Genomic DNA, 15,495 nt, shown 5'->3' on the forward strand with positions numbered 1-15,495 from the left:
TAGCAAAAAATTATTGAATTCAATTTGACAGCTGGAATGGTTCTTATATGATTAACCTAAGAATCAGCGAGAAAGGATGGGACACATGAACCAGCATATTGAAATTGAATTTAAAAACCTCTTAAGCGAAAAAGAATTTCGTCAACTGATCGAATACTTTCATGTCGGGGCATCGAACTTTAAAACACAGAAAAACCATTACTTCGATACACTTGGATTCTCTTTGAAACAGCAAGACTCTGCACTTAGGATCAGGGAGAAAAATGGGCGATACGAGCTGACTTTAAAACAGCCCGCTAAAGAAGGATTATTGGAAACGAATCAAGATATTCCTGAAGAAACCGCATATAGCTTCCTGAAACATAACATATTCCCTGATGGCGAGATCCGACATCTTATCCTCGAGTGCGGAATTGATCCAAAAGACTTTACCTGCTTTGGGACACTACAGACAGACCGTTTTGAATTTCCTTACAAAGAGGGACTGCTCGTTTTAGACCATAGTTCGTATTTGAATCAGGAAGACTTTGAGCTTGAATATGAAGTGTCGGATGCAAAAGCCGGGAAAAAAAACTTCCTGACCCTCCTTGAAACCCTTAAAATTCCGGTAAGGGAAACCGAAAATAAAGTTAAGAGGTTTTATCGTGCCAAATTCCAAAAATAATCCTGTTTGAACCCATTCGGAGGTGGAGAGTTTGAAAATCCAAGATTTCAAAACGTTTATGGAATTGCAGGCAATCCAGCAATTCACGAACGGCAACATCAAAAATACAAATTCATCTCGATCCGTTTTCCAGGACATGCTCTCGGCATTGGTTTCGGGTGATGCTCTAAAAGGTGCTTCGCAGACATTGGGTTCCTTATTATCCAATGTGGAAACGGAAGCGAAGAAGTCCTTTCTTCAACCCATCGGCCTGACGTCGAACATCAACCCGATTTCCGCTGCCCATGCTAACAATCAGAGCAGCGGAAACGCAACAAACTATGATCATATCATCAGCCAGGCGGCAAGTTTATATAATCTCCCCGAAAAACTGATTAAGTCTGTTATTAAACAAGAATCGAACTTCAACCCTGAAGCCACCAGTTATGCGGGTGCAACCGGCCTTATGCAGTTAATGCCAGCAACTGCAAAAAGCCTTGGGGTGGATGATGCAACCGATCCAGAACAAAACATCATGGGCGGGAGTAAATATTTAAGTCAAATGATGGCTCGTTATGACGGGAACATTCAGGTTGCCCTTGCTGCATATAATGCTGGGCCAGGAAATGTCGATAAATATAACGGCATCCCTCCTTTTAAAGAAACTCAGAACTATGTCCAAAAAGTTTATGGCACATTTTCAAGCTAAAGCAAGCTGACCCTGTTTATTTATGATGGGTCAGTTTTTTCTTGAACAAATGGTAAAGCTCCTCAAATGCTGTCATCTTCGATCATTTCCCTGTGTCATACTACAGATGTAAAATTTTCTATAAGCTATATATTTGTTATATCAGTACGTCATTGATAAAATATGATTAAATATCAACCATCTTTCTTTAAAAGGAGTAATCAACATGATGCAAGGGAACCCTACACCATATGAATTAATTGGAGAAGGGCAATTACACAAATTAATTGATGTGTTTTACTCCAACGTTAGTCAACACCCGGATCTGCAGCCAATATTCCCTGACGATTTAACTGAAACGGTCCGTAAGCAAAAACAATTTATGACTCAATATTTAGGCGGTCCCTCTTTATATACCGAAGAGCATGGCCATCCTATGTTGCGGGCTCGACATATACCTTTTGAAATTACACCAGAACGTGCGAAAGCGTGGCTCTCATGCATGTATCAAGCAATGGACGAAGTTGGCCTTGAAGGTGAGATTAGGGAGTTTTTCTATCACCGCCTCTATTTGACGGCACAGCATATGATCAATACATCCGGAACTGACGGGAAAGGAGAAGACAGTTGAGCGCACAAAAACCAGTTTTCAATATTTCCGATTGGATCAAGACGCAGCATTGCTATGAAATAGGAAAAAAGCCAATTGAAATTTATGTTTTTGTTGATCCGCTTTGTCCCGAATGCTGGGGCTTAGAACCAATTATTAGGAAATTACAGATAGAATATGGCCAACTGTTCAGTTTACGCCATGTTTTAAGCGGTAAAATCGATTCTCTTAATATGGGGAAAAATAAAAATTATGAAAACCTTGCTCAAGTTTGGGAAAAGACAGCCAGCCGCTCGGGAATGTCCTGCGACGGGAGCCTTTGGTCTGAAAACCCAATCTCTTCTCCATATACAGCTTCCATCGCAATAAAGGCAGCGGAATTGCAGGGCCGTAAATTGGCCATTCGTTTTTTAAGGCAGCTTCAAGAATATGTATTCATAGGTAAAAAGGATATATCCAATATCGAGGTCTTGACCGAATGTGCCAAAATGGTCGGTTTGGATGTGGAGGAATTCCTTTATGACATCAATTCTTCCAGTGCAGCAAAAGGCTTTCAATGTGACATGAAAATCACAAGTGAAATGGAAGTGACTGAAATACCTTCCCTTGTCTTTTTCAATCAAAATATTGAAGAAGAGGGAATAAAGGTTTCAGGTGTCTATTCTTACGAGGTATATGTTCAAATTTTAGAAGATATGCTGAATGGTCTTCCAGCCCCCGCACCCCCTCCCTCTCTCGAAGAATTTCTAAGCTGTTTCAAACTAGTGGCCACAAAGGAGATTGAAACGGTTTATAATATGAGTAAGAATACCGTCGAGTTGGAAATGAAAAAGCTTGTTTTAAAACAGTTGGCAGAGAAAATTCCAGCTAAATACGGAACGTTTTGGAGATACACAAAGAAACAGTCATGAATTTGACGCTTCTTTGTTATATATTAAAAAGGAAAAACCATGCAAATCAAAAGATTGCATGGTTTTTTTATTATAAGAAATAAGGGGATGGGAGAAATTTTTCACGATCAAACAAAGGGGTATAAGTTTGTTTGTGATTCACTTCACAATATACAATATAACAGATAACCCATTTATGTTTCAACCATATGTGTAACTTTTCACAAATTGTTCACAATATATATTGTTCGTGTTTTATTATCCTTTCTAGTATATATAGCTAAATAAGAGACGGTTTTAATTTTTAGGCCATACGTGTTTTGATAGCTGATTTAGTATGGGATTGAGTCTATTTGTGAAATGAATCACAATGGCTAAACATTTCTTTTTATTCATTCAGCTAACGCTCAACTTTTATTACTACCGGTACCATTATATTTCATGGCATGAAAAACCCCGGCAAATCACGAAATTTGCTGGGGTTTTCACCTATTTATACGATTAAGGGGATAGGAGAAATTTCACGACGAACAAACAAAGGGGTATATGTTTGGGATGTGATAACTTCTATATCTGTACTATAGCAGATTACACACCTTATTTGCAAGAACTTTGTGCGCGACTTCACATTATTGTCATATTCTTAGAATACTGCTTATTCTAAAACATACTATCTAATAATGAGCAGATGAGTTTTTACTGCTGCCAGGTTGGAGGTGACCAAATTGAAAGGCTTTATTCTACTCATACTCTTGATGGGGTCGCTATTTGTCCAGCTACTCGGTATCATGGACCTCATTCCTCTGTATTTTACCTCCCCTATCTTATTTTTTGTTTTGTTCATAATTCTTCATAGCTTAAATCAGAGAAATCGTTTTAAAGGATTATGACGGACATCCAGATAAAGATGAAAAGGACCCGAAATGCTCGGGTCCTATCCACATCCTATTTATTCAAAAGTTCTTCCAACTCATTTAATTTTTCTTCGAATACATTCATGGCTTCTTGTACAGGCTCGGCTTTTGTCATATCGACGCCGGCCTTTTTGAGTACTTCAATCGGATAATCGGAACTTCCTGATTTCAGGAACTCCAGATACCTTTTGACAGCAGGCTCTCCTTCTTCAAGGATTTGCTTGCTCAATGCTGTTGCTGCACTGATTCCAGTTGCATATTGATAAACATAGTAATTATAGTAGAAGTGTGGAATACGAGCCCATTCCAAACCGATTTCTTCATCAATGGTCACATTCTCGCCAAAGTATTTCTTGTTCAGCCCATAATATTCCTTAGTAAGCATATCCGCCGTCAACGCTTCTCCATTTTGAGCTTTTAAATGAATGGTATGTTCAAACTCAGCAAACATCGTTTGTCGGAACAATGTGCCACGGAAGCCTTCCAGGTAATGGTTCAGTAAATAGATGCGTTTCTTTTCATCTTCGATCGAATTCAGTAAATAATCATTCAACAGGTTTTCATTACAAGTAGATGCAACTTCCGCTACAAATATTGAATAATTCCCGTATGGATATGGCTGATGTTTACGTGTATAGTAGCTATGGACCGAATGCCCAAACTCATGAACGAGCGTGAATAAGTTATTGACGTTATTTTGCCAGTTCATTAGAATATAAGGGTTCGTCCCGTATGTCCCCGAAGAATAGGCACCGCTTCGTTTCCCTTTGTTCTCATGCACATCGACCCAACGGTTTTCAAATCCCTCTTTCAAAACGTTCAAATAGTCCTCCCCTAGCGGAGCAAGACCTTTAAGGACATAATCTTTGGCCTCGTCATATGTCACTTCCATCTTCACTTCTTTAACAAGAGGAGTGAATAAATCATACATATGAAGTTCATCTAATTCCAGTACCTTTTTACGTAAATCAAGATAACGGTGCAGTAATGGCAAGTTGTCGTTGACCGTTTTAACGAGATTATCGTATACGGTCTCCGGAATGTTATTATTACTTAACGCCGCTTGGCGTGCTGAATCATATTTTCGAACCGTGGCATTGAAGTTGTGGTTTTTCACCTCACCTGACAGTGTTGAAGCAAATGTATTACGGAACTCCCCGTACTTGCTGTATACCCCTTTAAATGCCTCCTCACGTACACGGCGATCTTCACTCTCAAGAAATCTGATATACCTTCCGTGAGTAATTTCCACTTCATTTCCCTCTTCATCCTTGATGGTCGGGAATTTCAGATCGGCATTGTTAAGCATACCGAAAGTATTACCCGATGCATCGAGTACTTCTGATGCCTGCGCCAATAGTTCTTCCTGCTCTGCTGATAGGATATGGGGTCTCTGAAGATTAATTTCCTCTAAAGAATGTTTATATAATTTCAATTCTTCTTTTTCTTCCAAAAACCCTTCCACTTTACTTTCGTCAATACTCAATAGTTCAGGAACCATATATGAAAACGCAGCCGCTGCCTGTGCGTATAAAGCTTTTGCCCGATCCTCCATCCCTTGATAAAATGGATTGGTTGTATCTTGATCATTGCGCATATGTGAATAAGAATAAACTTTCCCTAGCTTCTCGAAAACCTCATCTTGGAGTTGGAGGGCCGCAAATAGCTTTTCTGCGCTTTCTCCCAACGTCCCTTTATGCGCCTCCGCTTTCTTGAGGTCTTCCTTTACCGCTTTGAAGGCAGCTTCCCAATCTTCCTCGGTTGCGAAGATATCTTCCAGTCTCCACGTATCTTCAGGAGCTATTTCACTTCTTGAAGGTAATGTATTCGTTTTTGTTTCCTGTGCCATAAAAATTCCTCCCCATTCTATAGAAACTTGCCATTGGGCTAACTCATTAAACCGGATTGTACACTGCAATGCTTCATTCTGTTTAATTCCCAGTTCTTATTACTATTTCTCGATTTACAAAAATAATCCTGCCATTTCATCTGAATTCAAGATAAATTGAGATGTCATCACTGATTATACTGGATATTCCCCTTTTCCATCATCAATTTATGCTTATCATAGAAATCTTTTTCCAAAATTTGAGCTTGATCACTGGTGAAGGGAAGGGTAAATTCCTTTTCAATTTTAAAAACCCCTTCTTCCAGCTTTGATAAATAACCCAATTGTTCCAAAATCACGATATATTGATCAATAGGATACTCGATGGTTTTTTCATGAAGCAATGGCAACGGTCTGAACTTTATTTCCCCATTTTTTGAACGCTTTCTAAAAATGCGGATAATATCAGCCATATAAATCTTTTCCCCTGTTCTTTTCTCTTGAAACGCATCCATGTATAACCATGCCTGCCATTCGATTGAGGCAGTTTCGATCAACAGCATCCCTCTGACGGGAACACCCACTTCAATTGGAAGTGTCGCAGGTGAAATATGATGTAAATATAGGGCTTCGAAAAAAGGATCGCATCTGCGTGCTGTTTTCACTCGATGGAGCGACCAGCCATTCCGTTTATATCTCCATACAGGCAGAAAAGGGAAACGAAAGCAGTTTTGGGGCACTGCCCGACTAGGGGGAAGGAGCTTTAGAGAAGCTGTTGTCAATTCGGCAAAGACGGTTCTAGGGGTAAAAGGAGTGAGGTTCTTCAATACTGATAAATGATCAGTTTCCGGGCAATACATCCAAAGAAACGGATGATGGAAGCTGCCGGTGACGAAGAGCCATTGGAAGCGGGATATACTGAATTCATAATAGCTTTTCCTTTTTAAACTTTTTGCAGCGAGGATCCAGATTGGTTTAATGCCTATGCTTTGATAGGCTCTTGACCTTTCCATGAATTCCGTCTCGGGGATAACTGAGCATTGAAATTCTATCGCATAACGATTACCTCCTATCCTCACTAAAATATCAGTCCTTTTCTTAATTTCGGGAAGGTAGGCTTCTAGATCCACTTGATAACCATGTGATAAAAACCACTGAAACAATTTTCTTTTTCCCATTAAATGATAAGCGGATTCCGGTTCTGAAGAAGCACGGCATGAAGAACTATTTTTATGGGCGAAATGCGGAACCCTTACACTGCCCGCTTTGATGGTCAATTCCATCTTGCAGCATGGACAGTAATAATCTGCTGACTTTCTCCAGTCATCAATCATGTTTGCCGGTATCTTTTCAGGGAGGGTGATCCAAGTCCCATCTTTATTTATCGCAGTTAGCATACATCTCCTCCTCACCCACTACATTCGCCTGGTTCGCTTAGGATTCCTTTTAATGTGCAAAAAAAAAATGCCTGAACGGCATAAAAGAGAGTTACTATCTAAAGAAGGGGTGAAAGCAATCGGCAAGTGGACTCCAATAATTTCAAACCGAAATTTCGTTTGGAAAACTCATCAATCTCCACTTCCTTGGATACCTTTATATCTTCCATGTAATCATTCACCAGCTGCTGAGCACTTTCCGTCCGGTAAAGAAATGCATTGACCTCGAAATTCAGGTGAAAGCTTCTCATATCGATATTGGTTGTCCCAATTGATGCCATTTGGTCATCCACTATGATGATTTTACTATGCATGAAGCCTTCTTTATATTGAAATATACGAACTCCAGAGGCAAGCAATTCGGGAAAATAAGTTCTCGAAGCATGAAATACGATACGTTTATCGGGGTTCTTCGGGACGAGAAGCCTGACATCCAAACCACTTAAAGCAGCCACCTTCAACGCTTGTAAGATATTGTCATCAGGAACGAAATACGGGGAGGCAATCCAGACGGACTTTTCTGCTGAAGTGATCATCTTAAAAAAAATGCTTTTAATGATCGTCCATTCACTATCCGGCCCTCCGCCAATCAATTGAACTCCGCCATATCCGTGATGGTTCGGCATTCCGGTCATGAGGTATTCATCGCTTAAAAAACTATTGTTGGTGCTATAATACCAATCCTGCAGAAATATGAGCTGTAACGTCCTGACCGCTTCCCCCTTTATGATGAGATGCGTATCCCGCCAAGAACCGAATTTCTGGTCTTGTCCCAAATATTCATCCCCTATATTGAGGCCGCCGATGAAACCGACAGAGCCATCTATCACAATTATTTTACGATGGTTGCGAAAGTTGAATTTATTATTTAATAAAGGGAGATGCAACGGACCAAAGGCCACCATTTCGGCTCCCGCATTCTTCAGTTCATCGATATAAGATCGGGCTAACTTCCAGGAACCAACCGCATCATAGAGAAAACGGACCTTTACCCCTTCTTTTACTTTTTGTATCAAGATGTCTTTTAGCAGTCCGCCAATACGGTCATCCCTAACAATATAATATTCTAAATGAATATGATGTCTTGCTTTTTTTAATTCTTCGATGATATTGGAAAATGTCTCCTCACCATTCCGTAAAACCCTGGTTTCGGTCGTAAATGATACAGGGCTATTCCCCAGCCTATTTGCAAGAGTGATTAACTGCTGAGGGTGCTCGCCCATTTCCATAATTTGTTCATTATATCCCGCTTCGCCGCTTATTTTCACGAAAGTCTGTTTATCCAAAAAGTACTTCTTGCGAAATATCCTATCTTTCCGAAAATTACGGCCAAACAAAAAGTAAAAAATGAAACCGATGAATGGGAAAGCGCAAAAAATAACAAGCCATGTTATGGTCTGGATGGGATCTCGATTTTCGAGGAAAATGTTGAATCCAATTATCACCAAAAAAATGGTCAAAATAAGGCTAGAATAAAAAATCAGCCCGCCATCAACGCCATTTAACAGAAAATGCCAAGTGCTGACCAACATGAGAATAAGCAGACCGATGCCAACTATATTCTTCACCTAGACTCCCTCCAATTAACAAACACAGGAACACTAAAAAAACCCCCTTAGACGAAAAGGCCGATTTCTACTGAAATCGGCCTCAACAGTCTATGCGAAATATTTATCGACCGTTGTGAATACATCATTTTCGATAACTATCTTTCCGTACTCTTCAAGCATGTGCACCGTTATAGGCGACTCCTGGCTATATTCCAATAAAAGACTTAGAACATTATCGATTTCTTCCTCATCAATCTCCGCTTCGGAAAATTCGATATAAAGATAATATTTATTCTGATAAACATAAAGTTTAGTCGTCCAATCATCCAAGCCATGACGTTTGCTTAATGAAATGACATCTTCGAAATCCTCGAAAGTCGTGATGAATTCAATCATACCATCTTCGAATGTCATACCGCTTTCTTCATCTTTGCCATGAAAATGTTGATCAAGAAGCGTATCCATCTTGTCTGATACATTCAAATCCCTTAACTTATCATCTGAAAGAGGCAGCTCGAGTTTCTGACCATCTTTGGCAAGCTGGGCTTTTGTGACCAAAACTTCCAAGCCTTTTTCAAGGGCTTGAACTTGAATCCATAAGGGTCCTTCAATCATGAATTCTTCTTCCTGATGCACTTCATCCATCATTTCCCAAAAAAGTTCCTCACTTCGCTCGCGGCTGTACCAAATTTCTTCGCGATCAAAGCCTCTTTCCTCAATATCTATATAGGAAATATAAAATTTTACTGTATCGTCATTAATGCGTTCGATTTCCATGATTCCCCTCTCCCTTCCTTTCTAATTTTGAAGGGATAATAACCCCCAAGCGAAAATTGCTCTTAAAAGCTCTTTACCCGTAAGTGAATACTGTAAATCATGATAGTCATTAAAACAGACTATTTTACATCATTTTATGACAAAACCTTGAAGAAGGGAAATAAAAAACATTACTTATCTAAAAAACAATTGTTTGCCTAATATTCCATTCATTCTATAAAAAAATACATCCGCATGCAACTATCATAATGCTTTATTAAATTTCACTCTTACTGCCGTCCATGTCATATTATATACATGGCATGATGAGCTGCATTCTTATTTTTTTCTTTAAATGATGACCGGTTCAAGGGACCTGTTGCAGCTAAGAAACGGCCGCTGTCGCCTATCAATCCTATTATGTTCCCCGTCATTAAGTTAAAAAAACCAGCGGAAAATCGGATATGTATAAAGAAAAAGCCCTGCACATTTCCTGGCAGAGCTTGAAAGACCTTATTAGTTGACCATACGTTGTGCTTCCCGTAATTGGAAGGTACGAACTTTACGTGGTAAAAATCGTCTTATCTCATCTTCATTATAACCAACTTGAAGCCGTTTCTCGTCAAGGATAATTGGACGTCTCAACAGTCCAGGATTCTCCTTGATCAATTTATATAATTCTTGAAGAGGCAGGCTCTCTAAATTTACGTTTAACTTTTGGAAAGTTTTTGACCGTGTTGATATGATTTCATCGGTTCCATCTTCTGTCATTCGAAGAATTTCTTTAATCTCATCAATCGTTAACGGTTCTGAAAAAATGTTTCTTTCTTTATATCCAATCTCATGTTCCTCTAACCATGCTTTTGCTTTTCTGCATGAAGTACAACTAGGTGATGTATATAATGTTACCATGCTTACTCACACTCCCTAAATATAGAATCGGTGATCTATGAGGGGAAATCTACTATTAGTATTCATAAGTACCACTCTAATTTGAAATAATTTTAAATAAGTATTTCATGTTCCTTATTATACACTAATTTTTTTAAAATGAATACCCTTTTTGATATTTGAAAAAATCCTTTAAAACTTCCTGTTCAGGCTGTACTATAGCTATTTCATTTTTTTATGTAATACATTAAGACCACATTTTCTAATTGAAAAAACATACCTGCCATTCTCATTTAACTCTCAATTCGGCCCTCATGATTATTTAATTATCTCGTTACTTTTATTTACCCCCAATCCTTGTCAATAAACAAGATCATGTTAATATATTTTCTTTAATAAAAAGCAAATTCCTCCTTTTACAAGAAAAACCATTCTTTTAGCACATATATTTCCAAAAGTGAAAAAGGTAATTCGAAAGAATCCGCAATAAGGGAGTAATCTACCATCCAAGAAGTTATAGATATTCATTTCCCTGCAGAATATGCCAGTAAAAGACAGTTAGTCTTCAGTCTAAAAAACGATTCAGTTGATTCCAGAAATTCGCTCCCTTTCCGCCGACTGTCTGCCAAGCCTCCTTGACGCAAGCGGCGTGTGGGGTTCGACTAGCCAGCTTCACGGCAGGTGTGTCGCATATTTCTTCCATCCTCAAAGGATTACAGTAAGAATATTAAGGATCACCTAGTCTTAAATTTGGTTCGAGATGAGTATAGCCTAAGGTTTTTTCTGTTAATTACATTTCAGTTGATTCCAGAAATCCACTCCCTTTCCGCCGACTGTCTGCCAAGCCTCCTTGACACAAGCGTCTGTGGGGTCTCGGTTAGCCAGCTTCTCGGCAGGAGTGTCGCATATTTCTTCCATCCTTTAAGGATTACAGTAATAAAAACATCAAGGATCACCTAGTCTTAAATTTGTTCGGGATGAGTCTAGCCTACGGTTTTTTCTTAAATTTCATTCCAGTTGATTCCAGAAATCCGCTCCCTTTCCGCCGACTGTCTGCCAAGCCTCCTTGACGCAAGCGTCTGTGGGGTCTCGGCTAGCCAGCATCTCGGCAGGTGTGTCGCATATTTCTTCCATCCTCTAAGGATTACAGTAAAAAAAACATCAAGGATCACCTTATCTTAAATTTGGTTCGGGAGGAGTCTAGCCTACGGTTTTTTCTTAAAATTTCATTCCAGTTGATTCCAGAAATCCGCTCCCTTTCCTCCGACTGTCTGCCAAGCCTCCTTGACGCAAGCGTCTGTGGGGTCTCGGCTAGCCAGCTTCTCGGCAGGAGTGTCGCATATTTCTCGATATATTGGAGGTTACATCCAATATGACTTTATTGAATATTAACCAAATTATCCTTTTAAAAAACATGATCTCGACAAACTAAAAAGGGCAGGTTAACAACCGGCCCTTTTTACTCAAACTTCCATCTCTTTAAAAATATCGGCTTCCTGACCTGCATTCAAGCTAAGTACATCATCTACATCTTGATAAGATTTACCATAAAGATCATCATCTTTGTAAGTATGGATTTCAGAATAAATCTCTCTCATGAAATCAAATACATCTTCTTCATCGACAGATGGATTTGCCGGCCAGTACAAGATTTCCATAGGCGTATTCTCCTTGGTGGCAAGCGATTTTCTACTGTAGGAAATCGAAGAGGCGTGCTTGAATCCTTCCCTTTTATAAAATTTCAGCCTTTTAAATGTATCATCATCATTTTCTTGTACTGGTTCTACTTCCAGCAAGATCGTTTTCTGCTTTTTTTGCAACTTTTTAATTAATTTCCTTCCAAGTCCCTGCCCCCTTGATTTCTTTGATACAAAAAGGTAATCAACGAATATAAACTCGTCCCCTTCCACATATAATAAAACATGGTCGGGACCTTCATCCTTTTTATATATTTCCTGCTTATCTTCTAAAAGAACTTCTATGTGTTCTTTTGACTTCATTTCTTCGATAGGGAAATACTGGTTTAGCTTTTCATACCAATTCATAATTTAATCTCCTCTTTTGCTAGTTTATACTTTCCAGATTTTTTCTTATCCACTACAATGGAACTTGAATAGCTTGAAAATATTAGGAGGGTTTTGATGATCAGCTACTTTTTGGACTTTTTTTTAGTCGCCGCTTGCGTTATTGGCATTACGGCTGTGAATGGCGTTGTGACGAATGGCATCGGCGAAAAATGGTTTGGCGGGAAACGTCACTCTCATATTTTCGATCAATCGAAACGAATTCAGTCAGGGTGGAGTCAAGTTGGCGGGAATAAAAAGCGGTAATTCAGAGAGAATTTTGGATGACCGGAAGGAACTTCCTTCCTAGGTCATCCTTTTTTTCATGGGGTATAGTCTACTCCCTTTGTATATCGATTTGCTGCATTCCACAATAGGTATTCATCAATACCATTATCATTCAATGCTTTTATTTGGGCTTCCACTTCTTCCTTACCATACCTTTGGTAATTACCATCACCTAAATATGAGGCAGTAAAATCTTGGAGCCAAGGTCTTGAAGTAGGCGGTGTTTTTAATTCCTTCAGCTTCCCGTTCTCCAATTTCGCATATTCCTTAACGAGATTATAAGGCTCCAAATCAGGCTTTTCGATACCAAAATAAGATGTCCAATGGCTCGGATAGATCATCGAGGAAATTACATCAACATTCTCAGAGATTTTTGTGAAGTTTTGCCCAATTCCGGGAGCTTCAGGCAATGTAGCCGCATATCCAAAAATATCCACCGACACTTTGACATCGTATGGTTCCAGTTGTTTCCTCGCATAACTTACGAAATCCGTAACTGCCTGAACCCTTTTGGCTGTATGACTCATTTTCGCTTCATCATATTCACCGACATCATATTTCAAATCATCTTCTTTATTTTCGAATCCTTCGGGAAAACGGACATAGTCAAATTGAATTTCTTTAAAGCCCATCTTTGCCGCTTCAATGGCAATACCGACATTATAATCCCACACTTCTTTTAAGAATGGGTTAACGAAGGCTTCCCCTCGACCATTCTTCCATACCTTTTCACCATCTAAAAAAGACAACTCAGGTTTCTCTTTGGCCAAAAGGGAGTCTTTAAAGACGACAACCCTTGCAATCGGATAAATCTGTTTACCCTCAAATTTTTTCAGCATTGCCCTTGGGTTTTTTATGTAGTCTTTACCAATCCCAGCATATGGAGAGTCGGGATCTTCAGTTTTATACGTTACGTTCCCCTTGTCATCCTTAATGTCAATGACCATCGCATTCAAATCGGTTTCATCTACATATTTGATAAGTTCATTCAGTTTATTGCCACCCGCTGCAGGCCCTGTCACATATATTCCGCGTACAGCATCCGGATAGTCGAATTTCAACCCCGAATCAAAAACAAAACGCGGTACGCTCGCAGGCAATTCTTTATTTTCTAATGCTACCTGCCTCGTTTCGTTCATGCCTTGCGCATGAACTGGCTGTTGAATCAGGAATATGCACATACCTGTCATCAACCATTTACACATTGGTTTCATTTTCTCCACCTCATTCGCCATCAGTCATCAATATTCAACAAATATAATAAACCCCTTTCTTTAATACCACAAACAATTAACTTTACTCCTATATATGAAAATAATTAAAAAAACTGCTTTACAAAGTTTCAGCTTAATAATACGTTCACAATCCTGTATTCCCTTGTGAGTATCCTTCCCTAAAATGGTCTGCTCATTGTGGTATTTGTTAAACGGTTTGATTTTCCTCGAACCCTTCATTTCTTCCATGTCAAAAAAAGAAACGGAAACCCTTTCTAATGGCTTGATTTCCGTTTCGATTATACATTTAATATGAATAAATGCTAAAATACAGTATAGTGGACATTTCGTATTCTCAGAATGGCATCGATACAGGACAAAACGGCCCTCCACAAGATTCAAATGAGCGTTTCCCCACACAGGAACATGCACATTTCTTTCAAAGAATGTGGATTCATTTTCTATTTATCCTTACAATAATGAAGAGCGAATATCCATTTATCAATAAACGTATTTAGAGGAGTGACTAGCAGTTGAAAAGGATTTTCTCCGGCATTCAGCCATCCGGTTCCGTTACTTTAGGAAATTACATCGGAGCCATGAAACAATTCGTTAACTTACAAAATGAATATGAATGTTTCTTTTGTATTGTTGACCAACATGCAATTACAGTTCCACAAGACCGCATCAAGTTAAGGAAAAACATTAAAACATTGGCTGCTTTATATCTGGCCATTGGCCTGGATCCTGAAAAGAATACCATCTTCATACAATCAGAAGTACCAGCGCATGCACAGGCAGGCTGGATTTTACAGAGTATATCCTATATTGGGGAACTTGAGAGAATGACACAATTCAAGGACAAATCCGCTGGCAAAGAGGGGGTATCCGCAGCACTGCTCACTTACCCGCCGTTAATGGCTGCCGATATTCTCCTTTATAGTACAGATGTGGTCCCTGTCGGGGAAGATCAAAGACAGCATCTTGAATTGACACGCGATCTGGCTGAACGATTCAATAAAAAGCATAATGACATATTCAAAATCCCGGAAATCAGCCTCCCTACAGAAGGGGCACGTATCATGTCCCTTCAGGAACCAACCAAGAAAATGAGCAAATCCGATCCTAATAAAAAGGCGACGATTGCCTTATTGGATGATCCGAAGCAAATCGAAAAAAACATCAAGAGCGCAGTTACCGATTCGGAAGGAATTGTCCGTTACGATAAGGAAAACAAAGCAGGTGTTTCCAACCTGATGTCCATATACTCCATTTTCAGTGGAAAATCCTATTCAGAAATTGAAGAGATGTATGAGGGCAAAGGCTATGGTGACTTTAAAAGTGATTTGGCTGAGGTGGTTCTTGGAGAAATCCTACCAATCCAAGAACGCTATAATGCATTGATCGATTCACCTGAATTGGATGAAATTCTGGACCGCGGTGCAGAAAAGGCAAATATTGAAGCCAATAAAATGATCAGAAAAATGTATAATGGCATGGGACTTGGCAGAAAGAGATAAAAGAAGACGATTCTCAACGAATCGTCTCAGTGTGTAAACAAAAGGTTTCGGAATGGTATCATTCCGAAACCTTTTGTTTGTTTGGAGAAGTTGACCTCTCGTGATTCTTTTCACATTCTTGCCAAATATGTCACTCCTCCGCGGGCTCAGGCAAATTTTCAAATTGCACATAAAAAACTGTAGACAGATTCGATTTTCATCAAG

Annotated in this window: 13 protein-coding genes; 6 read left to right on the forward strand and 7 right to left on the reverse strand. The window is 39.3% G+C overall.

What is annotated here, in order from left to right:
• The first annotated feature begins 85 nt into the window (after nucleotides 1-85).
• From OTG27_RS10120 to OTG27_RS10135, 4 genes are all read left to right on the forward strand, one after another.
• Nucleotides 86-664: a CYTH domain-containing protein gene (locus tag OTG27_RS10120; RefSeq protein ID WP_268936818.1), complete on the forward strand. Its 579-nt coding sequence runs from the start codon at nucleotides 86-88 to the stop codon at nucleotides 662-664.
• Nucleotides 665-686: 22 nt separating this feature from the next.
• Nucleotides 687-1,352: a lytic transglycosylase domain-containing protein gene (locus OTG27_RS10125; protein WP_308789438.1), complete on the forward strand. Its 666-nt coding sequence runs from the start codon at nucleotides 687-689 to the stop codon at nucleotides 1,350-1,352.
• A gap of 205 nt (nucleotides 1,353-1,557) precedes the next feature.
• Entirely contained in the window at nucleotides 1,558-1,962 is a 405-nt protein-coding gene (locus OTG27_RS10130) for a globin domain-containing protein (protein WP_053534150.1), read from the forward strand.
• Nucleotides 1,959-2,852: a ClpXP adapter SpxH family protein gene (locus OTG27_RS10135; RefSeq protein WP_082201283.1), complete on the forward strand. Its 894-nt coding sequence runs from the start codon at nucleotides 1,959-1,961 to the stop codon at nucleotides 2,850-2,852. Before OTG27_RS10130 ends, OTG27_RS10135 begins: the two co-directional genes overlap by 4 nt.
• A 924-nt stretch (nucleotides 2,853-3,776) precedes the next feature.
• Here the strand turns inward: OTG27_RS10135 and pepF are convergent.
• From pepF to OTG27_RS10165, 6 genes are all read right to left on the reverse strand, one after another.
• The gene (gene pepF, locus OTG27_RS10140) at nucleotides 3,777-5,594 is read right to left on the reverse strand and encodes an oligoendopeptidase F (RefSeq protein WP_063577054.1); all 1,818 of its coding nucleotides are present in this window, start codon (nucleotides 5,592-5,594) and stop codon (nucleotides 3,777-3,779) included.
• Nucleotides 5,595-5,761: 167 nt separating this feature from the next.
• The gene (locus OTG27_RS10145) at nucleotides 5,762-6,970 is read right to left on the reverse strand and encodes a competence protein CoiA (protein WP_268936820.1); all 1,209 of its coding nucleotides are present in this window, start codon (nucleotides 6,968-6,970) and stop codon (nucleotides 5,762-5,764) included.
• Nucleotides 6,971-7,068: 98 nt separating this feature from the next.
• Nucleotides 7,069-8,577: a cardiolipin synthase gene (cls, locus tag OTG27_RS10150; RefSeq protein WP_258248796.1), complete on the reverse strand. Its 1,509-nt coding sequence runs from the start codon at nucleotides 8,575-8,577 to the stop codon at nucleotides 7,069-7,071.
• Between the two features lie 90 nt (nucleotides 8,578-8,667).
• The gene (mecA, locus tag OTG27_RS10155; protein ID WP_034314498.1) at nucleotides 8,668-9,336 is read right to left on the reverse strand and encodes an adaptor protein MecA; all 669 of its coding nucleotides are present in this window, start codon (nucleotides 9,334-9,336) and stop codon (nucleotides 8,668-8,670) included.
• Nucleotides 9,337-9,831: 495 nt separating this feature from the next.
• Entirely contained in the window at nucleotides 9,832-10,227 is a 396-nt protein-coding gene (gene spxA / locus OTG27_RS10160) for a transcriptional regulator SpxA (protein WP_034314502.1), read from the reverse strand.
• 1,442 nt (nucleotides 10,228-11,669) lie between these two features.
• The gene (locus OTG27_RS10165; RefSeq protein ID WP_268936821.1) at nucleotides 11,670-12,251 is read right to left on the reverse strand and encodes a GNAT family N-acetyltransferase; all 582 of its coding nucleotides are present in this window, start codon (nucleotides 12,249-12,251) and stop codon (nucleotides 11,670-11,672) included.
• Nucleotides 12,252-12,347: 96 nt separating this feature from the next.
• Here OTG27_RS10165 and OTG27_RS10170 point away from each other — a divergent pair, with 96 nt between their 5' ends.
• Complete coding sequence (locus OTG27_RS10170) at nucleotides 12,348-12,536, forward strand: hypothetical protein (RefSeq protein ID WP_034314508.1); 189 nt, start codon at nucleotides 12,348-12,350, stop codon at nucleotides 12,534-12,536.
• Between the two features lie 56 nt (nucleotides 12,537-12,592).
• On the opposite strand, the gene OTG27_RS10175 is transcribed toward OTG27_RS10170, so the two are convergent.
• Entirely contained in the window at nucleotides 12,593-13,738 is a 1,146-nt protein-coding gene (locus tag OTG27_RS10175) for a putative glycoside hydrolase (RefSeq protein ID WP_268936833.1), read from the reverse strand.
• A gap of 566 nt (nucleotides 13,739-14,304) precedes the next feature.
• Here OTG27_RS10175 and trpS point away from each other — a divergent pair.
• Nucleotides 14,305-15,291, forward strand: coding sequence for a tryptophan--tRNA ligase (trpS, locus tag OTG27_RS10180; RefSeq protein ID WP_095391845.1), 987 nt, complete (start codon nucleotides 14,305-14,307; stop codon nucleotides 15,289-15,291).
• Nucleotides 15,292-15,495 lie beyond the last annotated feature (204 nt).

Source organism: Peribacillus sp. AS_2, from assembly GCF_026891895.1.
Taxonomy (GTDB): Bacteria; Bacillota; Bacilli; order Bacillales; family DSM-1321; genus Peribacillus; species Peribacillus frigoritolerans.

What these genes read in the sequence shown, in the direction of transcription:
- OTG27_RS10120 (WP_268936818.1), top strand. Translation starts at nt 86, where the DNA reads ATGAACCAGCATATTGAAATTGAATTTAAAAACCTCTTAAGCGAAAAA.
- OTG27_RS10130 (WP_053534150.1), top strand. Translation starts at nt 1,558, where the DNA reads ATGATGCAAGGGAACCCTACACCATATGAATTAATTGGAGAAGGGCAA.
- pepF (WP_063577054.1), bottom strand. Translation starts at nt 5,594, where the DNA reads ATGGCACAGGAAACAAAAACGAATACATTACCTTCAAGAAGTGAAATA.
- OTG27_RS10145 (WP_268936820.1), bottom strand. Translation starts at nt 6,970, where the DNA reads ATGCTAACTGCGATAAATAAAGATGGGACTTGGATCACCCTCCCTGAA.
- mecA (WP_034314498.1), bottom strand. Translation starts at nt 9,336, where the DNA reads ATGGAAATCGAACGCATTAATGACGATACAGTAAAATTTTATATTTCC.
- spxA (WP_034314502.1), bottom strand. Translation starts at nt 10,227, where the DNA reads ATGGTAACATTATATACATCACCTAGTTGTACTTCATGCAGAAAAGCA.
- OTG27_RS10165 (WP_268936821.1), bottom strand. Translation starts at nt 12,251, where the DNA reads ATGAATTGGTATGAAAAGCTAAACCAGTATTTCCCTATCGAAGAAATG.
- OTG27_RS10170 (WP_034314508.1), top strand. Translation starts at nt 12,348, where the DNA reads ATGATCAGCTACTTTTTGGACTTTTTTTTAGTCGCCGCTTGCGTTATT.
- OTG27_RS10175 (WP_268936833.1), bottom strand. Translation starts at nt 13,738, where the DNA reads ATGTGCATATTCCTGATTCAACAGCCAGTTCATGCGCAAGGCATGAAC.